The organism is Flavobacterium resistens (assembly GCF_900182645.1).
GTDB classification, from domain to species: Bacteria; Bacteroidota; Bacteroidia; order Flavobacteriales; family Flavobacteriaceae; genus Flavobacterium; species Flavobacterium resistens.
Genome location: NZ_FXTA01000001.1, coordinates 753,515 through 778,896, shown reverse-complemented (window position 1 = coordinate 778,896; position 25,382 = coordinate 753,515). Strand labels below are relative to the sequence as shown.

Genomic DNA, 25,382 nt, shown 5'->3' with positions numbered 1-25,382 from the left:
TGTGGTTTTAATTAATTATTCTTTCAAAAATACGATTAATGGTTTTATAAATTGATCAAAAGATTCAATATGTGGCAAATGTCCCGTATTTGGAATTTCAACCAGTTTTGAATTCGGAATTGCTTTTTGAGTTCGTTTGCCTAATTCGGCGTAATTTCCCATTGTTGCCTGAATATCTTCTGAAACTAAAGGTTTTCCTAAAGCCGTTTTGTCTCTCGTGCCAATAATTAAAAGCGTAGGAACCTGAAGGTTTTTGAATTCATATAAAACGGGCTGTGTAAATATCATTTCATATAAAAGTGCCGAATTCCACGCAACTTTTTCATATTCCGGATCTGTTGTCCAACCGGCACTGAGTTCGGCCCATTTTTGATAATTGGCGTTCCATTTCCCGTTATAATAATTAGCCATTTGATAATTTTTGATGGTCTGAAAGTTCTGTTTCAATTCTGACTCGTACCACCAATCTACAGGCTTGTAAGGAACTACTAATTTCCAGTCTTCCAAACCAATTGGGTTTTCTAAAACTAATTTTTCCGTCATTTCAGGATACATCAAGGCGAAGCGAGTTGCCAGCATTCCGCCCATCGAATGTCCTAAAATAGTTGCTTTCCCAATTCCAAGATGATCTAATAATTTTTTGGTGTTTTCTGCCAATTGCTGAAATGTATATTGAAAATTATCGGGTTTAGATGATTTTCCAAAGCCAATCTGATCGGGAACAATTACTCGAAAACCTGCTGCGTTTAAAGCTTTTATAGTAGTTTCCCAATATGCTCCGTTGAAATTTTTTCCGTGAAGAAGTACCACATTTTTGTTGTTGTAATTTTCCGGAGTTACATCCATATAAAACATTTGCATGTATTGGCGCTGGCTGGTCAATTCTAAAAATTGAACGGGATAAGGATATTCGTAATTCGTCAAATTAATATCTAGAGGTTTAATATTGGCATCTTGCGCGAAAACCAAAAAAGGAAACAGGAACAATAAAAGCTTTGCAATTTTCATTTCAGGGCCAATTATGGGTTAAGAACTATAAAATTACCGTTAACCATTTGGAAATGCAAAAATTAATGTCTTAAAGTTATCAGAAAAAGAGCATTCGGAATAATTTAATGATTTTTAATGTTAATAATCGATGATTTTTTGAAATTTTATCGATTAAATGATGCTGATTTTGAAAATAATGCATTTTGACGGGTAATGTAGCATTTTAGGGAAGTTCTTTTATTAATAAGGAAAATGTATGTAATTTAGTATCAGAATGTTGTAAGCTAAAAAAATAGTATTATGAAAAAAACGATACTTTTATTCCTGCTCACAGTCCCCACATTTGCCCAAGAAATCAACACATTTGATTTCGCCGTTATAAACTCAACCTTAATTTCTGCAAATATCGATCTGGATAAAGGCCGAAGCGTTGTCGCGGCCAATGAAAATCAATATTCGGCTTATTTTCAGTATGCTTTTAGTATGTGTGATGATGACATTATTTTTGGCGCTGGAATTGACAAGTCGGAAATTGATCGGACTTACATTGGCTACATCGGAAAAATTTGCGGTAATTTCAGAGCCACGATTGGTGTGGGATATCTCGAATCGCGGAGTGGTTACGACGGAACTTTTACAGGTTTTAGTGTTTCATGGCATTTTTCTGAAAACACTTATATTGGCGGAAATCTTGAAAATCTGCATTCAACAAGTGTGGATTATGAAACCGATGAAAGTTTTGATTATTATAAAAAATTGGTTCCGAAAGTTTTTGGAAGTTATGAAATTATACCCCATGTGATTGCTTTTGGGCAACTTAGTTCAAGAGTGAATGATATTGCTTTGAAATATCAGCTTCATCGATTTTCAGCCGGCGGATTTTATTCAGGACATTCAGTGGGAGGAATCTTCGGAACTGTAAATGTTGGCCGATTTGCCTTTTCATGCAGTACGACTTTTGAGAAAGTAAACTTCGGACTTAAGTTTGAGTAAATTACTGCTTAATTGTCACCACTCTTTGCTGATACGGAATATCGATTTTGGCTTCATCAAAACGTTTTTTAATGCTTTGCAGTAGATCACAATACATTATAAAACCGTCTGTAGAGTTTTTTGCCCAAGCCCAAGCTTTTAAATTCACGCTTGAATCGGCGAGAGCTACAACTCGCGCCACAACAAGAGGTGCTTTTTGACTTTTGGCTTCTTTAGTGCGTGTATCAATAAAAAACGGATGTTTGGCAATTTCATCTTTCATGATTTCCAATGCTTTTTCGAGATCAGAATCATAACCAATTCCAATTTCAATTATTTTGCAACATTTGGTATCGTGCATGTTTGTATTGACAATAATTTGGTTACTGATAACGGAATTTGGAATTATAATTCGATTGTTTTCAGCATCTTTCAAAACGACTTGTCTTAAATTGATATCTTCAACTGTTCCGACAAAATTGTTGATTGTGATTTTATCGTTGATTTTGAAAGGTTTAAAAATCACCAAAAAGATTCCGCTGACAATATTGCTTAAAGCTTGTTGCGAAGCTAAACCAGCGACGAGAGAAATAACACCGGCGCCAGCTAAAAATGAATGTCCGATGATTTTAAATTCAGGAATTTGGATTAAGGCAAAAGCAAATCCAAGAATGTAGATTACGGTTATAACTAAATGTTTTAAGAATCTAAAACCAGTGGCATCATATTCTTTGTCGTTTAGTTTTCGGTATAAAAAATAACGAAGAATTTTATCTGTTAAAGCGCCCAAAACTATAGTTACAATGGCGATAATAACGATAAAAAATACAATTCTAAAGTCTTTTACGTAATCAATCATAGATTTTGATTTTGAGAAAAAAAATCCAAAAAACAATTGTCAATATTGTTTTTTGGATTTTATAAAGTTAAATAAATTTTGCTAGTTTTTATAGTCCAACAAAATCATCGCTTTTTGGAAAGATACTTAACGCTTCGATTGCAATTTCTGGTGTTGGAGAAGCCAGTTTTCTCAATTTTGTGTCCATCCATGCACCGTCAACAGTAATGGTTGCGCAAAGTGTATCGTCTTCTCTTCTAAATTCATGAATGATGGACCAGCGTGAAGCATCGGCTTTCATTTTTGAAGTTTTGGTATGAATGAAAATTTTATCCGAAAGTTTTAATTCTTTTCTAAAAACACATTCTTCTCTAAATAAAACTGGACCAAAACCTTGCGTTTGCATTACTCTCAAAGTCAATCCCAGTTCTTCAAGGATTTCGATACGATGTTGTGCACCAAAATCGTAATAAGCACTATGACGAACGTGAAAATTTGGGTCTAAATCTGACCAGCGAAAAGAAATTTCTTTAATAAATGAAGCCATTTTGTAATTGTAATTTAAATTTTATTGCGATTGCCTGCCTATTTTTTTCATCTAAAAAGACAATCATTTTTTAAAAATCGAAATTACGAATAAAAACAAATGGAATTTCCAGCAAGCAAAATTTTATGAATATTTAAAGAAAGTACTTTGGCTTATTTTGAAAGTAGTTTTTTGATTTCAGCGGCAAGATTATCTAAGTTTTCTTCTACATTTCCAGTTGTTGCAAATTTTATAACTCCATTTTGGTCAATAAGGAAGTTTTTTGGAATTGAATTTGTTGCATAATCATTCCATATTTTTTTATCTGGATCGATTCCATAATTAAAATCAAGACCATCTTTTTTTAGTTTTGTTGCTTTTTTTACAACGAGATTTTCAGCTTCGCCACTTGAGATCGCCAAAAATATAAAATTATCGTTTTTAAATGGTTCTGTAATTTTTGCCGGGACATCATAAAATTCCTGAAGACATGGTGCGCACCAAGTTGCCCAAAAATTGACAAGAACTACTTTTCCTTTTAAATCAGAAAGTTTTATTGTTTTGCCATCAAGGAGTTTCAAAGTAAAATCTTTAGCAGTATCATTTATGTTTAAAAGATATTCTTCAGTTTTCTTTGGAATTTCATTTTTTGGTGCATCAGCAACGCTGCTTTTTTTTCCAAGGTTTTCTTGTTCGGTAAAAACTTCAACAACCGTTATAAATTCTCTGTCTCCAATTTTATCACCATATTTTTCGGCTAATTTGTTTCTTTCTTCTTCTGTAACGCCTTTATTCATTGATTTGATTCTGCCTTCCTGAGCATATTTCTCAACTTGTGCCATTGTTACAATTTCATTGTTGATTATAATGACAGTTTCAGGTTTTTTGGCAACTTTATTTTGTGCGTAAAAGAATGGTGTAATTAACAGAAGAGTGAAATAAATTAATTTTTTCATGTGGTTTGATTTGATAGTTTTTTGATAAATATACTATTTTTTTTAAAGAGAATTTTTAAAATTTATGGAGTAAAACCAAATGACATTTGCGTTAAGCACTTAATCTAGAGCGGTTTTTTCTTTGTTCAGAAAATTTAAGAAGAAACTCAGCAACCATTTCAATCTCGTCATTTAGAAAGCTTGCGTCAAAGTATTTTATATAAGGAAGTAATTCGTCTAATGTGACAATTTTTACAAATTCAAATTGCTCAATAGGTTTATTGTTGGTAAAAACAATCACGTTTTTGATAGGCACTTTTCTGTTTCCCCAATATTGCCGGGCAAAATTTTTATTTAAGCTGCCTAATTCATTATTAAGCATTTTATATAATGCAAAATTAGTTCTGAGAATTTGCTGAACAGGAGATCGAAAATCTGGATTATTTATGGAATTGTTGTTCCAATTTTTTGTTTCAATTAAAAAGATACCAGCTGGCGACAAAAGCAGATGATCAATTTGAATAGAATGGATATGATCTTTATTGTTTTTATTATAGATTGGAGGATTGAAAGAGCAACAAAAATCATTTATCAAAATATAATCGTTAGAGAGTTTTTTGAGTGCGGTTTCTACTTTTTGCTCTCCAATTGCGCCATAAATTGTGTTGTTTAAATTTTCAACGATTTCTTTTTTCTTTTCGAGTGCTTGTATATCAGGGAAACAGCTTTCATTTACAGCATCCTGAAAATGTGAAGAAAGGTATTCTAACTGTTTGCTTTTTTTGGAAAGTAGTTTTTTTGCCTGATAATTAAAATGTAAAATATCAAAATGGAATTTAAGTTGTACCAGCCAAAATTTTATGCAAATGACAAGGTTGAACCAATAATCTTTTATTGTTGGAATAATTCTGGAATGGGTTTCGGGGAGGTATTCAATTTCCAGATTTAAATCGTCAAGTTTTTGTTTTAGTTGTTCTTCAAGATCAATTTTCTTTTGTGGAATAGCAAGGTTTAGTTCAGCAATATCTTTTTCGAGGCTTGTTTTTTCTTCTTCTATAAATAGAGAATGATCAGCAATAATCTGTTCTTCATTTGCACGATAATTTTTCCGAAAATTAATCAGCTCATTTAATGTGTGAAAGTGATCAGCATTATATCTGATAAGTTGAATTTGTAAAGTATTCAGACATCCAATGGTATTATAAACTCTACACATAATCTTTCTCGATTAATTACCATATGATATATTTTATAGATGTTTATGACTTCATTTTCGATAATTCAACTTCGAGTTTATCAAAGTTTTCTTCATTTTTATCGACAACGTAAGGTTTCAGTTTTTGGCATTCTTCAACAGTTTCAAAAAGCATTTTAAAAACTACTTTCGTTTGATTTTCGGCAACGGTTTCAAATGTTGTCAGAATTTGGAACAGCGGTTTAGAATGGCGTTTCCACGCAATAAGATTCGGTTTGTCTATTTTTATGAATTCGCATTCATTGGCATAATTTCCAACTTCGGGACCGTGCATAATAAAGCTCCATTTTCCGCCTTCGCAAAAATTAAATTCATGAAAAGTATTGGTAAAACCTTTTGGTCCCCACCAATTTTTTAAATGATCAGGATCACTCCAGGCTTTAAAAACCAGTTCTTGCGGAAAATTCAGAATTCGTGTCGTAACAATTTCTGATTCTGGTGTGGTTACTGTAATTTCTGATTCCATTTGATATAATTATTTAATTAAAAAGATAGCATCAGGCTCTTTCTAAGTTATCCCATTCATATTCAATTTTATTAATTTTAATGAAATAAGGAATTAATAATAGAAGTTCTAAACGTAATTGAATATGTCCGTCTCCAGAAGTAAATGGAAGTACAAACATCGAAATAACACAAATTACAACACCAATAATCGCATCAATTTTGGCAATTGAAATCGCATTTGCTTTTTCGAACCAAAGAGAATATCCTGCATAACCTTTTAAGGCCATAACTGCTATAAGAAAAATTCCGATACCAGAGTAGGCAGTGTTGGTTTCAAAGCCATATAACGAAAGTTGAACATTTGTAGAAAAAGCACTTCCTATCAAGGTTCCTAATCCGCAAACTGCTAAAATCATAAAAATCCAGGAAAATGTTTTAATCCACCAAGGAAGTAGATTTCTTCGGATGATTTCTGGTTTGTCAAACTCGTCAAATTTGCTTTGTAATTCTTCGCTCATTTTTTTGTTTTTGGGGCGTTCGTAAATGGATTATCGAAAGTACGTAAAATATTAAAATTCGTAAGCGTATTTACTTATAAAATTACTTCTGAGTGAGCTCTTTATCTTTATTGGTTGAATTTATTTTTTTAACTACCCACGGTAAAGTGAGTCCTTGTCCAATTATAGTGATTAGTACAACTGCTACAGAAATGAAAATAATGGCATTTCGTTGAGGAAAAGCAGTTCCGTCATCTAGAAATTTTGGTAAACCTAAAGCAATTGCCAGCGAAACAATACCGCGCATTCCTGACCAGCTTATAATTAAACTATTGCCAAAATCAAGCAAGGCATTCTCACTCACTTTTCGTTTTCCTTTTTTGTTCTTTTGAAAAGCCTTTTGTAGATTCTTTTTTTGAAAAAATACCCTCACCATTCTGGTTAATAAGGCAACAATGGTAATTATTGCAGCATAACCAATGTAAGGTAAAATCATGCCGTCGTCAATATCTTTCAGAATATATCTAAAATTGAGTCCGATTAATATAAAAATCAAACCATTAAGCAGAAAAATGATAACATCCCAAAGACTTCGGGCATTGTTTTTTAAATTTTCAGGAAAGATTTTATTACTTAAACGTGCCATTGCCAAACCTAAAACCACAACTGCAATTACGCCCGAAACATGTAAATGCTCGGCAATAAGGTAAGTGACAAAAGGCATAAGCAGCATAAAACTAACCGTGACATTTATATTATTGCGGACTTTTTTTAGAATAAAAGCTAAAATTTTGCCCGTAACAAAACCAATTAAAAATCCGCCTCCGAGCAAGAGCACAAATTGAAATGTAGCTTTCCAAATAACAAAAGCCGAGCCCATTACTGCAGCAACAGCAAAACGATAGGCAACAAGGGCAGAAGCATCATTTATAAGACTTTCGCCTTCGAGTATCGTAATTGTTTTTTCAGGAATGTCAAGACCTTTTGTAATGTTTACTGCTGCAACGGCATCAGTAGCTGAAAGTATGGCGCCGAGAACAAAAGACAATGGCCAGCTCATTCCGGGAATCATATAATGTGAAACCACTGCAATCCAGAAAGTAGTCAGAAAAACCAAAGGAATAGCTAATGTACTGATAGTACTAAGGTTTGTTTTGAAATGTTTAGGCGAAATATTAAAGGAAGCATCATACAATAATGGCGGGAGAAATATCAGGAAAATAATTTCCGGATTAATCTCGATTTCATTCATTGTCGGAATAAATCCAATGGCAACTCCGACAATTACCAAAAGAATAGGGAAAGGTAGTTTTGATTTTTCGGCAAAAGCAGAAATACCAATTACAATGGCTAATATGAAAATGATTATGGTGTAGTTTTCCATTTTTTAAAGTTTAAAAAGATAGTAAACATATTGTAAAATTTTAAGATTCGTCACTATCTCCGTTATAGAATTCGGTAAGGGCAGTGTCTTCAAAAATATGAAGTTCTTTTTTTACTGGGAAAGTTTCAGATGTTGACGGCATATTTTCTTCCATTGTATTGGTTTCCTTTGTTGTGCTTTCACTTTTTTCAAAATCATAAGACATTTCGACGATACTTCCAGCACCACCAGAATATGCAGTTAAAGCGTTTAAAACAAGATCTTTTTCTATATATTTAAATGTACTGGAAATGGCATTATGCGGCCCACCAAAGAGATAGATACGAAGCTCCTCTTTTTCTATACTGATAGTTTCAGTGTACATTTTAAAATCATTTTCGTTATATTCAGGGGGCATCACAATATTGGATATTTTATCTAAACGATATGATTTATCTGCATTTTGTAAAAGGATTAACATTGGTCTTTTTAATGTATAGTTTTCTTTGTGTTTTAATACAACAGCGATATCAGGTAAATTGTCATTATTCAAATCTCCCTCAGCTTTATATTGCACTTCATAAACGTCGGGTTTAGGAAGAAAGTCTGCAATTTTATTTCCTGTTTCAGGATAAGTGACATTATCAGGTTCTCCGGAAGTGCTTTCCTCATATTCTTCTTCTCCTGTACAGTCATGCTCTGGGAGGCTGTCGATTACAGAAGTATTTTTCTTAGCGCTTATTGTTTCTTTTTTGTTGCAGGACAGAATTGTTAAAGCAAGTGAAATTGAAAGGATAAAAAAGACTTGTTTTCTCATTAAATTTATTTGATTTCTAGGTTGTAAAATTTCCGGTTAATTTTCGTTAAGCTGTTTTTCTAAATTTTCAATTTCAGATGGCCCGCTTAGTCTTTTTTTAATGATATTTCCATTTTCATCTGTCAAAAAATGCCACGGAATTCCCATTGACTGACTGCCATATAATTGTCTTAAATCGGCATCTAATTTTTCATTTGCTCTTATGTGAAAACCTTCTAAATTATAAAAATGAATCATTTCCAGCCATTGTTTTTCGCGATTATCTTTGTCGATTGAAACGTAAACCATTGTCATGTTTTTGGATTTCAGCAATTCATACAATTTTGCATTATCTTTAAATTCTTCTTTGCATGGCCCGCACCAAGTTGCCCAGATATCAACATAATATTGTTTACCATTTAATGTTTTTAGTGCATCTTTTACCGAATTGAAAGTTGTTGTATTAGTGATGAATTTTATTTTTTCATTTAATGGTTCAGCTTGTTTTTTATGAAAAGCAATAATGGGAATAATTACAGGTTCTAAGAAATGGGTGTACGAACTTGATGAATATTCCTTTTTGAATTGCTCAAAAAGCGTTATCAGTTCTTTTTCATAATTATTATTAATGGCTTCGTAATAAATGTACGCAGCGAAGTAATATTCTAATTGAAGACCTGATAAATGTTTTTTAGCGTAGTCAATATTGTGCGTATGAATAAGTCCTTGTTTATTAAATTCAGTTAAAGTTGACCTGTCTATCGCATCTATTATTAACTCGTTATAACGCAAATAATTTTCAACATAAAAATAAAACCAAGGCGAGCTTAAAAGATTAAGATTTGTTACAGGATTTGTTTCGAAAATTCCTTCCCAAAGCTTTTTATATTCAGTAGGAGAAAGTGAATTGTTTTTTTGTGCTGAAATCAAATAATTTATAAAAGCAAGACTTCCTTGCATACCTTTATAGAAATAATCTCGGTCTGATTTTACCAGATTATAAAAATCTTTAGAAATGGTTTTGTCTTTTAATAATTGTTGAAATCCGGCAATTTCGAGTTCTCTTTGGTATTCAATTTTTTGTTTTGCTTCAGAGGAAATACTGTCATTTTTATATTTTTTTGTTTCGGATTCAAAATGACCATCACCAGTAATCATGTTTCTGGTTTTAATTTGATTATATAAAGCTTGTCCTTTTTCATTTTTGGAAGCAACCCTAAATTTATTTTCAGGAGATTCAGTATTGATGGAAATATTATAAGTCATTTCAGGTTCTACAATTACAGTTCCGAATGATTTATAACTATTTGATAAATCTATGAAACAAGCTTTACTAGAATAAACATTAATTTCAAAATTTCCTGCCGAATCCGGCTGTATAGAATTGGTAAAACCAAAATATTCAATTCCGTTAATGGGTAAAGTATATTCAATTGTTTCAGGGATTTTACCGGCTATTTTTCCAATTATCTTAATATTGTCCTTTTTGGTTTGGCAAACTGCAAAGAAGGGGAGCAGCAGTACAAGTATTAATTGAAACAACTTCATGGTTTAAGGTTTAATTAATTTTGAATATCTCAAATATAGATTTTTTATTCGGAAAAGAAAGAGCTTTCAAAGAGATAACTCCCTTGTAATTATACCATAACCGGAAAGTTTGTCGAATATAATGACAGCTGAAATACTAATATGCCATGCATGTCAGGTATTTAAAATGTCATGTTGTCAGATGATTTTTAAGGCACTGACGCTAAAACTGACAATTTTATTTAGTTTTTTATATTGGCACAAAGATTGACTTATGCCACCTGAGTTAATAAAATTAAATCAAAAATTAAATATATAAAAAATGGGTAAAATAATCGGAATTGACTTAGGTACGACGAACTCTTGTGTTTCTGTAATGGAAGGTAACGAAGCAGTTGTTATCCCTAACGCAGAAGGAAAAAGAACTACACCATCTATCATCGCTTTTGTTGAAGGTGGAGAAATTAAAGTAGGTGATCCTGCAAAAAGACAAGCAGTAACGAATCCTACAAAAACGATTGCTTCTATTAAACGTTTTATGGGACACACTTTTGCTGAAACTCAAGATGAGGCAAAAAGAGTTCCTTACAGTGTTGTAAAAGGTGACAACAATACTCCACGTGTGGATATTGACGGTCGTTTATACACTGCTCAAGAATTGTCTGCAATGACACTTCAAAAAATGAAAAAAACTGCTGAAGACTATTTAGGTCAAACAGTTACTGAGGCAGTTATCACTGTTCCTGCTTACTTTAACGATGCGCAACGTCAAGCTACAAAAGAAGCTGGTGAAATCGCTGGTCTTAAAGTTATGCGTATCATCAACGAGCCAACTGCTGCTGCACTTGCTTACGGATTAGATAAAAAAGGAACTGATCAAAAAATTGCTGTTTACGATTTAGGTGGAGGTACTTTTGATATTTCTGTTCTTGAATTAGGAGACGGTGTATTCGAAGTATTATCTACAAATGGTGATACTCACTTAGGTGGTGATGATTTTGACCAAGTTATTATTGACTGGTTAGCTGACGAATTCAAATCTGAAGAAGGAATTGATTTACGTTTAGATCCAATGTCATTACAACGTTTGAAAGAAGCTGCTGAGAAAGCTAAGATTGAATTATCATCTTCTGCTGAAACAGAAATCAACTTACCATACGTAACTGCTACTGCTTCTGGACCAAAACACTTAGTGAAAAAATTATCTAGAGCTAAATTTGAGCAATTATCTGATTCTTTAGTAAAACGTTCTATGGAGCCAGTTGCTAAAGCATTAAAAGATGCAGGTTTATCTACATCTGATATCGACGAAGTAATCCTTGTTGGAGGTTCTACTCGTATGCCAAGAATCGCTGACGAAGTTGAAAAATTCTTCGGTAAAAAAGCATCTAAAGGTGTTAACCCTGATGAGGTTGTTGCTATTGGAGCTGCTATTCAAGGTGGAGTTTTATCTGGAGATGTTAAAGATGTATTGTTACTTGACGTAACACCTCTTTCTTTAGGTATCGAAACTATGGGTGGTGTTATGACTGTTCTTATCGAAGCTAATACAACTATCCCAACTAAAAAATCTCAAGTATTCTCTACTGCATCTGATTCTCAGCCATCTGTTGAGCTTCACGTATTGCAAGGAGCTAGAGCAATGGCTGCAGATAACAAAACTATCGGTCGTTTCCACTTAGATGGTATTCCACCAGCACCAAGAGGAGTTCCTCAAATCGAGGTTTCTTTTGATATTGATGCAAATGGTATCATCAAAGTAACTGCTACTGATAAAGGAACAGGAAAATCTCACGATATCCGTATCGAAGCTTCTTCTGGATTAACAGCAGATGAAATCGAAAAAATGAAGCAAGATGCTGAGGCTAATGCTGAATCTGATAAAATTGCAAAAGAAAGAGCTGAGAAATTGAACGAAGCTGACAGTACTATTTTCCAAACTGAAAGTCAATTGAAAGAATTGGGAGATAAATTGACAGACGATCAAAAAACAGCTATCGAATTTGCTTTAACTGAATTAAGATTTGCTCACCAATCTCAAGATCTTGAGGCAATCCAAAAAGGATTAGACAATGTAAATGCAGCTTGGAAAACAGCTACAGAAGCAATGTATGCTCAAGGTGGTGAAGGACAACAAGCTGCTCCACAACAAGAGCAGTCTTCTGGAGACAATGTTGAAGACGTTGAATTCGAAGAAGTAAAATAATTTACTCTTAAATTGAATATAAAACCGAGTCAGAAATGGCTCGGTTTTTTTATAAAAAATGATTATTTTTTAGGTTTAAACACTCCGTAACCCATAATTAGATTAAAATTATTAGAATCATTATGAGATTTTAGCGTAATTTTTATATTTTTTAGTTCAGTGACTATGAATTCAATTTTGTCGTAATCGCCATATGAAAACTCTAAAATATCTCCTTCTTTAGCGTCTATAAAAAAAATCCCATCAAAATCTGTTTGTATTATATTTTTAGATGTTTTTTGCATCACATTTACTCCAGGTATAGGAATATTATTTTCGTCAAACACAATTCCTGAATATTTACCAGTAGATTTAACTTTAACTGAATCATTAAGCTGTTTTTTATCAGTTTGTTCAATTCGTGCTTTTCCTTGCGCTTGCGCAGTTTGGTTTCCTAAACCTAAAAATGTAATTATTGAAGCCGCTGCAACCATCCAGATTGATTTTTTTTCTTTAGGAATAATCATATCACGGTCTAATTGCGATATTCTAAATCGGCCGCATAGTTTTTCTTCTTTTTGATAAGCTAAAATAATTTCTCGATCTGAGGATTTTGTAAAATCAATTACATTTTTTTGACAAGCACTGCAGAATTTCCCCTTTTCTATAGGTGACATTTCTAACCAATTTTCATGACAAGGTTCTGGGATTGAGATTTTAATTTTGTTTGTCATTTTATTTTGCACCGTTTAAATGTATTTTTAAAAGAAATAAGTGTTTTATAAATGTAATTATTATTTTGAATTTTCAGACAATAGATTCCTATCAAAATGATAAATGTCATTTCTCAATCCGATTCTTTTTCGTAATATTACTATTGTAAATTTTCATGAATGAGAAAGATTAAATACAAGAAAGGACGTAAAGTTCAGCATATAACATTAGAGTATACAGGATCACATAAAGAGCATGAAACTGAAATGCAACTTTTTGTTTATGATGATGCAGATGTTGTTGAATATGACAAGTTTACGGTTTTAGCATTAAATTCTTGTTTTGATTATACAAAAAACAATTGGTTAAATGTTCATGGCTTAAATGACATTGGCTTGCTTAAAACAATTGGGACACATTTTAAGCTTGACGATTTCCTTTTAGCAGACATTTTAAACACAACCAAGAGAACTAAATTAGAAGAACAGCCAAATATTTTATTTTTCAATATAAAATCACTTTTGCCTTCTGAATACTCTGATAATATTAGTGTTGAGCAGCTTAGTTTTATTTTGAAAGATGGAATCTTAATTTCATTTCAAGAAAAACGAAGTGATTTCTTTACACATATTCGTGAGCGACTTCGCACACATGCAGGAATCGTAAGAACTAAAAAAGTAGATTATCTTTTGTATTTGCTCTTAGATGCCGTTATGGAAAACTTTTACATTACCATTGAAGATGAAGAGGACAAAATCGAAGAATTAATTAATCAGGCCAAAAAAGGGGCGCATCCGGTTATTCTGGAAAAAATTGAGAATCACCGAGATAACTTTAATTTTTTAAAACGTTCAATTGTGCCGCTTCGAGATTCGTTGTATTATCTGAAAACAATTAAAGATGATGATGAAAATAATGGCTTGATTCAGAAGGAAACATTTAATTTCTTTATTAGACTTCATCAAAAGAGTTTAGAGCTCTTAGAACAAATAGAATCGGATATGAGTGCATTAGAAAGCGCATCCAATTTTTATTTTTCGGAACAAAGCCGAAAGATGAATGAGATTATGAAAACGCTGACTATTATTTCGGCGATATTTATTCCGCTTACCTTCATAGTTGGAGTTTATGGAATGAACTTTGAAAATATGCCAGAACTCAAAACCCAAAACGGCTATTTTATAGTCATGGGAATCATGTTTTTATTAGTTGTTGCCCTGATTATATATTTCAAAAAAAGACGTTGGTTTTAATGCCAATTAATAGAACATCAGCAAATTAAAAATTTAGTTTAAAAATATAAATTATGAGCAAAGCAATTTATATTGCCACAAGTGATCACAATAGCGGGAAATCGATTATTACGCTGGGAGTGATGAGCATTTTGATTGGCAAAACGGCCAAAGTGGGATATTTTAGGCCAATAATTGAAGATTTTGTAGACGGAGAAAAGGATAATCATATTGAGACTGTTTTGTCTCATTTTAATCTCGATATTAAGTTTGAAGATGCTTATGCGATTACAAAAAGCAAACTGATCAAGAAGAAAAATAAAGGCAAAATTGGAGAGGTTTTAGACCTGATTATTGAAAAGTATAAAAAACTCGAAGATCGTTTTGATTTTGTTTTGGTCGAAGGAACTAGTTTTACTGGCGAAGGAACATCAATCGAATTAGATTTAAATGTTTTAATTGCTAAAAATCTTGGAATTCCAACGATCATCATTGGTTCAGGAGTTGGAAAAACACTTGAAGAACTAGTAGATAGCTTATATTTGGTTTATGATTCTTTTAAAGTAAAAGAGGTTGAGGTTTTATCTGTTTTTGCTAATAAAGTACAGCCAGAAAACATCAAATTGGTAACAAAAAGTCTGCAAAAAAGCCTTCCACCAAATGTTTTGGTTAATACAATTCCGCTAATATCAAGCTTGGACAATCCTACAATGCAGGAAATTGTAAATGAGCTTGGTGCCAAAGTCTTGTTTGGAGAAAATTATCTAAATAATGAAATTGGACATTATAGCGTTGGAGCCATGCAATTGCATAATTATTTGGTTCACTTGCATAATAATGCTTTAGTAATTACTCCAGGAGACAGATCTGATATTATTTTGGGTGCTTTACAGGCCAATGAATCGGCAAATTATCCAACAATTTCCGGAATCATTTTGACGGGAAATATTGTTCCGGAGGAAAGTATTTTAAAACTAATTGAAGGACTTTCAGCCATTGTCCCAATTATTGCGGTTGATGGCGGAACGTATAATATTACAAATAAAATCGGTTCGATAAAATCAGAAATTTATGCTAATAACACGCATAAAATTGAAACTTCGATAAGTACATTCGAAAAATACGTTCAAATAGAAGCTTTATCTGAAAGGGTAATTACATTCGAACCAGAAGGAATGACGCCAAAAATGTTTCAGTACAACATGGTAAAAAGAGCCAAACAGCACAGAAAACATATTGTACTACCAGAAGGAAATGATGACAGAATTATTACTGCTGCATCAAGATTATTGGATATGAATGTAGTTGATATTTCTATAATTGGCGACAAAAAACAAATTGAAAGCAAAGTGGCAGAACTCGGACTAACGTTTGATTTCTCAAAAGTCAATATCATCAATCCAAAAGAATCTCCATTGTATGAGGATTATGCCAATACGTATTATGAGCTTAGAAAAGCGAAAAACGTAAGTATTACCATGGCAAGAGATTTAATGGAAGATGTGTCGTATTTCGGAACTATGATGGTCTATAAAGGTCATGCAGATGGAATGGTTTCAGGAGCAGCACATACTACTCAACATACTATTTTGCCCGCTCTGCAGTTTATTAAAACAAAACCAAATTCATCTGTAGTTTCTTCTGTATTTTTTATGTGTCTGGAAGATAGGGTTTCTGTTTTTGGTGATTGTGCTATCAATCCAAATCCAACTGCGGAACAATTGGCAGAAATCGCAATTTCATCTGCAGAATCAAGCTCTGCATTCGGAATCGAACCTAAAATTGCCATGCTTTCGTATTCATCTGGAGCGTCTGGAAAAGGTGACGAAGTTGATAAAGTAAGAACAGCAACTGAAATCGTAAAACAAAAACGCCCAGATTTAAAAATCGAAGGTCCAATTCAATATGATGCCGCAGTCGATCGCGCTGTCGGAAAAAGCAAAATGCCAGATTCAGAAGTTGCAGGACAAGCGAGCGTATTGATTTTCCCAGATTTAAATACAGGAAATAATACCTACAAAGCCGTTCAGAGAGAAACCGGAGCTTTGGCAATTGGACCGATGCTTCAAGGTTTAAACAAACCCGTAAACGATTTAAGTCGTGGTTGTACAGTTGACGATATTATTAATACAGTTGTAATTACAGCCATTCAGGCGCAGGGATTATAGCTAATTGTAAATTATAAATTGTTAATTGTGAATTTATACTTTGTCTTGAAAATTGCTTTTATTTCAATCTAAATTCATAATAAAAAGAAGTCTTAAAAAAAAGCTCAGTACCTTAGAAACTTAGCACCTTAGTACCTTAAAAAAAATGAAAATACTAATTATAAACTCAGGAAGTTCATCAATCAAATATCAATTAATGGTTATGCCGGAAAATGAAGTAATTTGTTCTGGTATGATTGACAGAATTGGTTTAGAAACTTCAAATATTACTTTTAAAACTTCGGCTAATTCACATGAAGAAACATTGCCGATTCCGAATCATAAAGTAGGTCTGCAAAAAGTAGCCAACATGCTTTTAGATGCTGAAAAAGGCGTTATAAAATCAACTTCAGAAATTACAGCAGTCGGGCATCGCGTGGTGCATGGCGGAAGTGATTTTAGCGATACTGTAAAAATCGATGAGAAAGTAAAAGCAAAAATTAAACAGCTTTTTGAATTGGCTCCTTTACACAATCCGGCAAATTTAGAAGGAATTAATGTGGCAGAGGAAATTTTCAGTTCGGCAGAGCAAATTGCAGTTTTTGATACCGCTTTTCATCAAACAATGCCAGAAGTAGCTTATAAGTATGCAATTCCGAATTATCTTTTGACAGAAAACAAAGTTCGTGTTTACGGTTTTCATGGAACAAGCCATAAATATGTTTCTGAAAAAGCAATTAATTATTTAGATCAGAATTCTAAAATAATTACGATCCATTTAGGAAATGGCTGTAGTATGGCTGCAATTAAGGATGGAAAATGTATCGATACTTCAATGGGATTTTCGCCTTCAAATGGTTTGATTATGGGTACACGTGCGGGCGATATTGATCAGTCAGTAGTTTTTTATATGATAAAAAATCTAGGTTATACTCCAGATGAAGTAAATTCGGTTTTGCTAAAACAAAGCGGTATGCTCGGTCTTACTGGTTACAGCGATTTGAGAGATATTGAAGCGGAAGCAGAAAAAGGAAATAAAGACTGCCAATTAGCTTTATTGATGAATGCTTATCGAATTAAGAAAACAATTGGAGCTTATGCAGCTGCTTTAAATGGATTAGATGCTATTGTTTTTACGGCTGGAATTGGCGAAAATTCTTCGTATATGCGCAATCTGGTTTGTACAGATATGGATTATTTTGGAATTGAAATTGATTCTGAAAAAAATCAAATTCGTTCAAAAGAAGTGAGAGAAATTAACAAAGCCAATTCAAGAGCAAAGGTTTTAGTTGTTCCGACAGATGAAGAATATGAAATTGCGAATCAGGTTTATCAGTTATTGAACAGTTAAGATTTAAGCCAGATTTACATAACAAAGCTTCTCGTCAGAGAGGCTTTTTTTACGCCCAAAATTAAATATTTGTCAGTATCTTTGACTATAAAACCGAATATCTTGAAATCGATACTTTTTAAATTACTCTTCTTCTTTTTCATTGCTTCGAACTTACAAGCACAAGAATTACTTCCTTTTGTCGAAAATTACAATAAATCAGATTACCAGGGCGATAATCAAATCTGGAATATTGTTCAAGGACAGGATAAAGCCATGTATTTTGCTAATAATCATTATCTATTGCGATATGATGGTGTTGTTTGGGAAAAATATTCGTTGCCCAATAAAACAATTATTCGCTCCATTTTAATTGAAGGAGATCGAATTTATTCCGGTTCTTATAAAGAGTTTGGTTATTGGCAAAGAAAAGATGGAAAAATGCATTACGTTTCTATCACCAAAAATTTGCGTTTGTTTGATGAAAAAGATAATGAAGAAATCTGGAAAATTTTTAGATTCAATGGTTCATTGTATTTTCAATCTTTTAATGATGTTTTTATTTATGATGGAAAACATATTAAAAAAATCAAATTTCCTTTTTTAATTTCCTATTGTTTTGTTGTCGATCAAAATCTCTATGTAGCTTCTGTCGACAAAGGAATTTTTAGAATGAACGGATCAAAAATTGCAAATCCAAAAGGGTGGAATATTTTAAAAAACACGGTTGTTCACGCTATCGAAAAATACAAAGGCAAAACTTATATTTTTACCCATAAACGCGGCATTTTTACTGTTGAAAAAAATGGATTATCAGCTTGGAATAATCCATTAAATGAAACGCTGAAAGGGACGGGGATTAATGTTGCAAAATTTATTAAAAACAATAAATTGGTCATTGGAACAGGAAATAAAGGTGTTTTTATTTATGATTTCAGTACTCAGACTTTTAAAAATATTGACCGAAATAATGTTTTGATGAACAATTCGGTTTTGTGCATTGGTTTTGATAAAGAAGAAGATTTGTGGCTCGGACTTGATAACGGAATTGCGCATGTTGAGGTAAATTCGCCAATTTCCTTTTTTTATGACAATTCGGGTATTTTAGGTTCTGTTTATTCGGTTGCCACAATCGATAAAGGATATTTAATTGCCTCAAATCACGGTATTTTTGAATTTGATTCTGGTAACTTTAAAATGTTGCCTAATACACAAGGACAAGGCTGGAATATTACAAAAATTGGAAATAAATATGTTATAGGTCATAATGACGGAACTTTTGTTTATGAAAATGGTGCATTGACGAAAATCAATAATGTCAGCGGTGGATGGAATTTATCAAAAAGTATTATTAATGACACTTATTTCCAATCTACTTACAGCGGAATTTTAGTTTACAATGATGCTTCGAAATTGACAGAAAGTTCCAAGTTTAATGATCTTTCAAAACCAATAAAATATGTTGCTCAGAACAAAAGAAATGAAATTTGGGCCGCAGATAATTACCGCGGATTATATAGAGTTCTTTTTGATGACAATTTTAAAACTACTAAAGTTGAAAATATCACTCAACAAAGTAAAATTGAAAATGACTTTGGCGTTAAGATTTTTGAATTTAGAGAAGAAATTCTTTTTTTGATTAATAATGTTTGGTACACTTTCAATTCGATTTCAAATAAATTAGAAGAGAATGAATTGTTTAATACAAACTTTAAAAATATTTCTGATGTCGTTGCTATCGACGAGAACCATTTTATAGTACTTCAGGAAGGAATCTTATATCATATTTATGCAAATGGAAATAAGTTTGTCTGGAATATGATTCAAGAAAAATATTATAAAGGAAAATTAATTAATGAAAACCTGCGCATCTTCAAAAGCAAGAATCATTATTTAATGAATCTTGATGATGGTTTTATTTCGTTGCAGCTGTCATATGAAAACAAGCAAAACAAAGGAGTAAAAGTTGAAGCATTCAACAATAATATTTTGTTGCCGAATGAAGGTAAAATAAAACATAATACTGAATTACGTATTAATGTGATCTCAGGAATTTATGGAGCAAGCAAGCCAAATTTGTTTTACCAGATAAATGGAAGTAAAAATTATATTCCAATTTCAAATGGAACAATTGTCTTAAATAACCTTAACAGTGGTTTTCATTCTGTCGAAATTTTTAAACACGACGGAGCGAATTATGATAATGTTGCAACATTTGAATTCAAAGTTGCTCAACCATGGTATTTTTCCTTTTGGATGATTCTGCTTTATTTATTGGTGATAGGAGCCGTATTGTTCTTTTACTACAAATGGAATAAACTTCGATATACTCAAAAACTAAAATTGCAGGCAGAAGAGTTGAAACACCAGCGTGAAATTCTTGAAATGGAATTGAAAAAGGAGAATGAATTGAATGTTCAAGAATATGAGAAACATATTTTAGAATTAGAATTGCAAACAAAATCCTCAGAAGTTGCAGGTAAATCACTGTCTATTGCAAAGCAAAGTGAAATGATTGAGAATATTCAAAATATTCTGGACTCTGAAAAAGATTTCAATAAGCTTAAAAGCGAAATCAAAAAAGCGATTAAAATTAATGAAGTAAATAAACACGAATGGGAGATCTTTGAAACCAATTTGAATCAAATCCATAATGAGTTTATTATAAATCTTTCGAAGAAATTCCCAAATCTTACTCCAAAGGATATAAAGCTGTGCGTTTATCTAAAAATGAACCTTTCTTCAAAGGAAATTGCCCCTATGATGAACATCTCTTTTAGAGGTGTAGAATTACACAGATATCGTTTAAGAAAGAAGCTAAACCTTACTCAGGACGAAAATCTATCAAAATTTTTATTAACTGTGTAAGATTCGTATTTAAATTTTAAAGATATTCTATTTTTTCAGTTCTTTTTTTATATAATTCCAATACATCATTACTACATCATAAGGTTATGTTAAAGAAAATAAATTAACATTTATATTGTTGATTTTTAGAAGTATACATTAAGTTTTTAACATAATGATGTAGCTGTGTAGTAGTGCTATTTGATGTACTACAACGTTGTAATTGTTTAATTTGGCTCTACTAACTTAAACGATTACATACTGTATGAAAAATTTTATTTTTAGCTTTTTAGCGCTATTGCTGCTTCCGGCTTATATGTCTGGACAAGTGCAAGCAATTAAAGGAAAAGTAGTTGACAGCAGCGGAATGGGAATTCCTGGCGCAGTTATAAGTGCTGCCAATTCACGTACATCTGCTGATGCTGATTTTGATGGAAATTTTACAATCAATGCCAAAGCGGGAGAGACATTAAAGGTCTCAATGTTAGGTTTCGACGCTGTCTCTGTTGCGGCAACTTCGACTCCTATGACAATTACCCTAAAAGAAGCAGGCGATACTGCTCTTAAAGAAGTAGTGGTAATTGGTTACGGAACAAGAAAGAAAGTAGATAACACTACTGCTATTTCATCTATAAAAGCAGAAGAAATTACAAAAACCAAAGTATTGAATGCTTCACAAGCTATTCAAGGTAAAGCGGCTGGTGTACAAGTAATTTCATCTGATTTGCCAGGAAGCACTCCTTCTGTTGTTATTAGAGGTTTAGGAACTGCATTAGGGGGAAGAAATCCTCTATATATAGTTGATGGTATGCAAACGGAGAATATCAACAATATCAATGCAAATGATATTACTTCTTATGAAATCTTAAAAGATGCTTCTGCGTTAGCAATTTACGGAACTCGTGCTGCAAACGGAGTTATTATTATTACAACTAAAAAAGGTACGGGAGATAAAGTTTCTGTAGAAATTGAAAGTTTTGGAGGTGTAAGACAGCCACTTAAAAAAGTTAAGATGGCAGGAAGTAATAATTATTCGTATTACTCAAATGCTGCATTACAATCTACAACTTTTTCTCAAGATCAGCCTGTAAATACAGACTGGTTTGATGAAATTACAAGAACTGGAAGTTATACTCAAAATAATATCTCAGTTTCTGGAGCTACAGAGAGCGTCAAATACTTCTTTAGTTTAGGAAATTATTCAGAGAAAGCTGTTTTAAATGGCTTGGATTACGGAAGAACTACGTTTAGAAATAATAATGAATATAAAATTTCTAAAAAACTTACTTTAAGCCAAAATTTCAGCATTACATCTGCTAACTCAACTCCAAAACCATTAAGTGCATTTACAAATGCTTACAAACAATCTCCTATTGTGCCGGTTTATTTTCCTGATGGTAAATATGGTGTTTCTCGAGTAGGCGATAATGGCTTTGCAAGTGAAACAGGTTCTTCATTTAACAACGTAGGAAACCCAGTTGCTCAATTAAATTTTTATGATGAACAGCAAAAAAGTGTTACGTTGCAAGGAGGATTGAAATTAGATTACGAAATTTTGAAAGGATTAAAATTCACTTCACAATTTAATGGTGAATATTATACTTGGAAACAGTATAATTATGATGATACTAAAAATATTTGGTTAGCTGCTAACCCTAATAAAGTTGATAGCGATTATGCTAAAGAATTTCCTAATAGCAATATAAATTTATTAACTCAAGGAAGATCAGATTATTTTAACTGGAATTTATCAAATTATTTAACTTATAACAAGGTATTTAATGAGATCCACGATGTTGAAGTGACAGGTGGTATTGAAACTTCGGTAAAAGGCCCTAGAGAAACGCTTACTATTGCAAGAAAAAATGTTAATGCGAATTCTAATTACTGGTCATTAAATGATCCTGTTGCTAATCATGGAGTAGAATATGCTCCAACTGTAACAAGTTTTTATGATGTTGTTTATAATGAAACGAAATTAGCATCTTATTTTGGACGTTTTCAATATAAATTAATGGATAGATACTTAATTACCGGAACTGTTAGACGTGATGGTTCGTCAAATTTTGGTAAAGATTATCGTTGGGGAACTTTCCCAGCTTTTGGTTTAGGTTGGATTATTACCAAAGAAAGTTTTATGGCTGATGTAAAAGCTATTAATTTATTGAAATTAAGAGGAGGCTGGGGAAGATTAGGAAATCAAAATGTTCCGCTTAATGATCAATCATATACTTCTGGAGGTAATGCTTACCTAGGAGGTTCCCTTCTATATAACGGTACTACAATTAGTTCTCAAATTGATCCTAGCTTATCGTGGGAAATTACAGAAGAGTCTTCTGTAGGTTTAGATTTCGAACTTTTAAATAACAGATTAAAAGGAACTTTTGATGTGTACGACAAGAAAACATCTAATGTAATTTTAAATACAAAACCTTATTTTACATCTGGACTAACACTCCCATCACCTGCACATGTTGGAGAAGTATCTAATAGAGGTTATGAAATTTCATTGCGTTGGGATGATAAAATAGGAGAAAACGTTAGATATTGGGTTGGAGGAAATTTCTCTAACAATAAGAATGAACTTACAGGTTTAAAAAATGTTATTTTAACGGATCTTATTGGTGGAGGTTTAGGAAATGGACAAAATACGAAATTGCTTAATAATACTACAATTGGCCAACCTTTAGGAAGTTTTTATATTTATGATTATGCTGGTTTTGATGCTACTAATGGAAAAATGCTTTATTACAATGCTGCAGGAGATAAAGTTACTCAAGATGCATTAGATGCTAATAAAGATAGAAAGTATGTGGGGTCTAGCTTACCAAAAACGAACTATGGTGTTACTTTAGGAATTACTTATAAAAACTTTGATTTTTCTGTTGACGGATACGGAACAGGCGGCGCTAAAGTTTACAATGGTAAAAAAGCACAACGTTTTTCAGGAGAAAATATTGAAAATTCACTTGCTACTGATTTCTGGACACCAAATAATTTAACAGCTTCAAACCCTGCACCTTTTAATCAAGTACCTGTTGCTTCTACTTACTATTTAGAATCAGGAGATTTCTTCAGAATCAATAATATTACATTAGGTTACAAATTGCCAATACAAGAAAATAATTTTATCAGCGCTTGCAGAGTGTATGTAAATGCTATTAACCCATTTATTACACAAAAATTCTCAGGATTTTCTCCAGAATTAAATGGAGATGGAAATCCTTATGGTTCTCAGGGAATTGAGCTTGATGCTTATCCAACAATGAGATCATTTGTAATTGGTGCTAATTTAAAATTTTAAAAAGATGAAAAAGATATATATTACCGCGTTTGTTCTTTCGACATTCTTTTTTACAGGATGCGCAGACGATTATTTAGATGTTCAGCAAACCGAGACTGTTTCGACAAAAGATATTGAGTTATACAATAACAACACAGGAGCAGAAACGTTTGTTACTTCGATTTATAACAAATTTTTAAATTGGGATATGACCTCTTTTGGTTGGATCGGTTTATCAAGTATTACATCTGATGATGCTGATAAGGGATCTTCTCCTGGTGATACAGGAACAGATAAAGACGTGTTGGATGCTCTGACTTATAACGCTTCTAATCCTTCTTGCGAAAGTACTTTTATTGCCAACTATGATGGAATTAATAGATGTAACCAGGCTTTAAACATACTTCCAAAATTAGATAAAGCAGATGCTGCTTTGAGAAATAGATTAGCTGGTGAAGCTAAATTTTTAAGAGCTTTTATGTATTTTACTTTAGTAAAATGTTATGGAGGAGTACCAATTGTAGATCATTTACCAGTACCAGCTTTAGAAGCTGATAGAGTTATGCAGTTAACACGTAAAACATCTGCAGAAGTTTATGCTTTTATCGAAGCTGATTTAAATGATGCTATTGCGGCATTACCTGAAAAAACAGCTTATTCAGCAAATGAAAAATCAAGAGTTTCAAAGGGTGCTGCTTATGCTTTATTAGCGAAAGTAAGTTTATACCAAAAGAAATGGCAGCAAGTAATTGACAATTGTAATAAAGTTACGGGCTATTCTCTTGTAAGTGATTATGCATCTATGTACAAAGCAACAGGAAAGTTTGACTCTGAATCTATTTTCGAAATCTATGCACAAGGAGCAGTACCTGCAAAAGGAATCGAAGGTTACTCTAATACGCAAGGCGCTCGTGGTACTGGAGGCTGGGGCTGGGGTTTCAATACACCATCTCAAAGTTTAGTAAATGCATACGAAACAGGCGATGTTAGAAAAGCAGCAACGATCATTTTTAGAGGACAAACTTTATATGATGGAAGAGTAGTGCCAAATACTGTTGAAAACGAAAGATACAACTACAAAGCATACTCATCAGCCTATACAGATGCTTGGGAAACTGATGTTGATATTAAGTATTTAAGATATGCTGAAGTTATATTAATGAAAGCTGAAGCATCAAATGAATTAGGCCAAACCTCTGCAGCGATTCCGTTATTGAATCAAATCAGAAACAGAGCTGGTTTAGGAAATACAGGTGCAAGTTCTCAGGCTGATGTTAGAACTGCAATCTGGAAAGAAAGAAGAGTAGAAATGGCTTTTGAGCACGACAGATTCTTTGATTTAGTTCGTACTGGTCAGGCTAAAGCTGCTTTTGCAATTGATGGAAAAACTTTTACAGAAGGTAAAAATGAATTATTCCCAATTCCGTCGTCATTCCTTAGTCAAGCAGGTGGGTTATCATCTCAAAACCCAGGTTACTAATCCTTAAATAATAAATAA

General features: G+C 32.6%; 19 protein-coding genes. 8 read left to right on the top strand and 11 right to left on the bottom strand.

Features of this window, described 5'->3' with window-relative positions; translation table 11 throughout:
* Positions 1 to 15: 15 nt before the first annotated feature.
* Entirely contained in the window at positions 16 to 1,008 is a 993-nt protein-coding gene (locus FN795_RS03225) for an alpha/beta fold hydrolase (protein WP_142449341.1), read from the bottom strand.
* Positions 1,009 to 1,290: 282 nt separating this feature from the next.
* Here FN795_RS03225 and FN795_RS03220 point away from each other — a divergent pair, with 282 nt between their 5' ends.
* Positions 1,291 to 1,983: a hypothetical protein gene (locus FN795_RS03220; protein WP_142449340.1), complete on the top strand. Its 693-nt coding sequence runs from the start codon at positions 1,291 to 1,293 to the stop codon at positions 1,981 to 1,983.
* 1 nt (position 1,984) lies between these two features.
* Here FN795_RS03220 and FN795_RS03215 read toward each other — a convergent pair whose 3' ends face one another.
* From FN795_RS03215 to FN795_RS03175, 9 genes are all read right to left on the bottom strand, one after another.
* Positions 1,985 to 2,821: a mechanosensitive ion channel family protein gene (locus FN795_RS03215; RefSeq protein WP_142449339.1), complete on the bottom strand. Its 837-nt coding sequence runs from the start codon at positions 2,819 to 2,821 to the stop codon at positions 1,985 to 1,987.
* Between the two features lie 88 nt (positions 2,822 to 2,909).
* A complete protein-coding gene (locus tag FN795_RS03210; protein ID WP_026982233.1) occupies positions 2,910 to 3,347 on the bottom strand; it encodes an acyl-CoA thioesterase in 438 nt (145 codons plus the stop codon).
* Positions 3,348 to 3,499: 152 nt separating this feature from the next.
* Positions 3,500 to 4,282 carry a peroxiredoxin family protein gene (locus tag FN795_RS03205; protein WP_142449338.1) on the bottom strand — a complete coding sequence of 261 codons (783 nt, stop codon included), beginning with the start codon at positions 4,280 to 4,282 and terminating at the stop codon, positions 3,500 to 3,502.
* 91 nt (positions 4,283 to 4,373) lie between these two features.
* Positions 4,374 to 5,477: a nuclease-related domain-containing protein gene (locus FN795_RS03200; RefSeq protein WP_142449337.1), complete on the bottom strand. Its 1,104-nt coding sequence runs from the start codon at positions 5,475 to 5,477 to the stop codon at positions 4,374 to 4,376.
* A gap of 43 nt (positions 5,478 to 5,520) precedes the next feature.
* On the bottom strand, positions 5,521 to 5,982 hold the full coding sequence (locus FN795_RS03195; protein WP_142449336.1) for an SRPBCC family protein: 462 nt from the start codon (positions 5,980 to 5,982) through the stop codon (positions 5,521 to 5,523).
* Positions 5,983 to 6,013: 31 nt separating this feature from the next.
* Positions 6,014 to 6,481, bottom strand: a complete 468-nt coding sequence (locus FN795_RS03190; protein ID WP_142449335.1) for a hypothetical protein — start codon at positions 6,479 to 6,481, stop codon at positions 6,014 to 6,016.
* Between the two features lie 82 nt (positions 6,482 to 6,563).
* A complete protein-coding gene (locus FN795_RS03185) occupies positions 6,564 to 7,844 on the bottom strand; it encodes a Na+/H+ antiporter (RefSeq protein ID WP_142449334.1) in 1,281 nt (426 codons plus the stop codon).
* Between the two features lie 40 nt (positions 7,845 to 7,884).
* Complete coding sequence (locus FN795_RS03180) at positions 7,885 to 8,640, bottom strand: hypothetical protein (RefSeq protein ID WP_142449333.1); 756 nt, start codon at positions 8,638 to 8,640, stop codon at positions 7,885 to 7,887.
* Between the two features lie 36 nt (positions 8,641 to 8,676).
* Entirely contained in the window at positions 8,677 to 10,167 is a 1,491-nt protein-coding gene (locus FN795_RS03175; RefSeq protein WP_142449332.1) for a TlpA family protein disulfide reductase, read from the bottom strand.
* Positions 10,168 to 10,468: 301 nt separating this feature from the next.
* Between FN795_RS03175 and dnaK the strand changes: the two genes are divergently transcribed.
* On the top strand, positions 10,469 to 12,352 hold the full coding sequence (gene dnaK / locus FN795_RS03170) for a molecular chaperone DnaK (RefSeq protein ID WP_142449331.1): 1,884 nt from the start codon (positions 10,469 to 10,471) through the stop codon (positions 12,350 to 12,352).
* A gap of 62 nt (positions 12,353 to 12,414) precedes the next feature.
* Here dnaK and FN795_RS03165 read toward each other — a convergent pair whose 3' ends face one another.
* On the bottom strand, positions 12,415 to 13,065 hold the full coding sequence (locus FN795_RS03165) for a carboxypeptidase-like regulatory domain-containing protein (RefSeq protein ID WP_142449330.1): 651 nt from the start codon (positions 13,063 to 13,065) through the stop codon (positions 12,415 to 12,417).
* Between the two features lie 159 nt (positions 13,066 to 13,224).
* Between FN795_RS03165 and corA the strand changes: the two genes are divergently transcribed.
* The 6 genes from corA (at position 13,225) to FN795_RS03135 (ending at position 25,364) form a co-directional block, all read left to right on the top strand.
* A complete protein-coding gene (gene corA / locus FN795_RS03160) occupies positions 13,225 to 14,298 on the top strand; it encodes a magnesium/cobalt transporter CorA (protein WP_142449329.1) in 1,074 nt (357 codons plus the stop codon).
* A 53-nt stretch (positions 14,299 to 14,351) separates the two neighbouring features.
* Positions 14,352 to 16,445 (top strand): phosphate acetyltransferase, encoded by a 2,094-nt coding sequence (gene pta / locus FN795_RS03155; protein WP_035648315.1) that lies wholly within the window; start codon positions 14,352 to 14,354, stop codon positions 16,443 to 16,445.
* 145 nt (positions 16,446 to 16,590) lie between these two features.
* Positions 16,591 to 17,775, top strand: a complete 1,185-nt coding sequence (locus FN795_RS03150; protein WP_142449328.1) for an acetate/propionate family kinase — start codon at positions 16,591 to 16,593, stop codon at positions 17,773 to 17,775.
* Positions 17,776 to 17,877: 102 nt separating this feature from the next.
* On the top strand, positions 17,878 to 20,622 hold the full coding sequence (locus tag FN795_RS03145; RefSeq protein ID WP_142449327.1) for a helix-turn-helix and ligand-binding sensor domain-containing protein: 2,745 nt from the start codon (positions 17,878 to 17,880) through the stop codon (positions 20,620 to 20,622).
* Positions 20,623 to 20,866: 244 nt separating this feature from the next.
* Complete coding sequence (locus FN795_RS03140) at positions 20,867 to 23,905, top strand: SusC/RagA family TonB-linked outer membrane protein (protein ID WP_142449326.1); 3,039 nt, start codon at positions 20,867 to 20,869, stop codon at positions 23,903 to 23,905.
* Between the two features lie 4 nt (positions 23,906 to 23,909).
* The gene (locus tag FN795_RS03135) at positions 23,910 to 25,364 is read left to right on the top strand and encodes a RagB/SusD family nutrient uptake outer membrane protein (protein WP_142449325.1); all 1,455 of its coding nucleotides are present in this window, start codon (positions 23,910 to 23,912) and stop codon (positions 25,362 to 25,364) included.
* Positions 25,365 to 25,382: the final 18 nt, after the last annotated feature.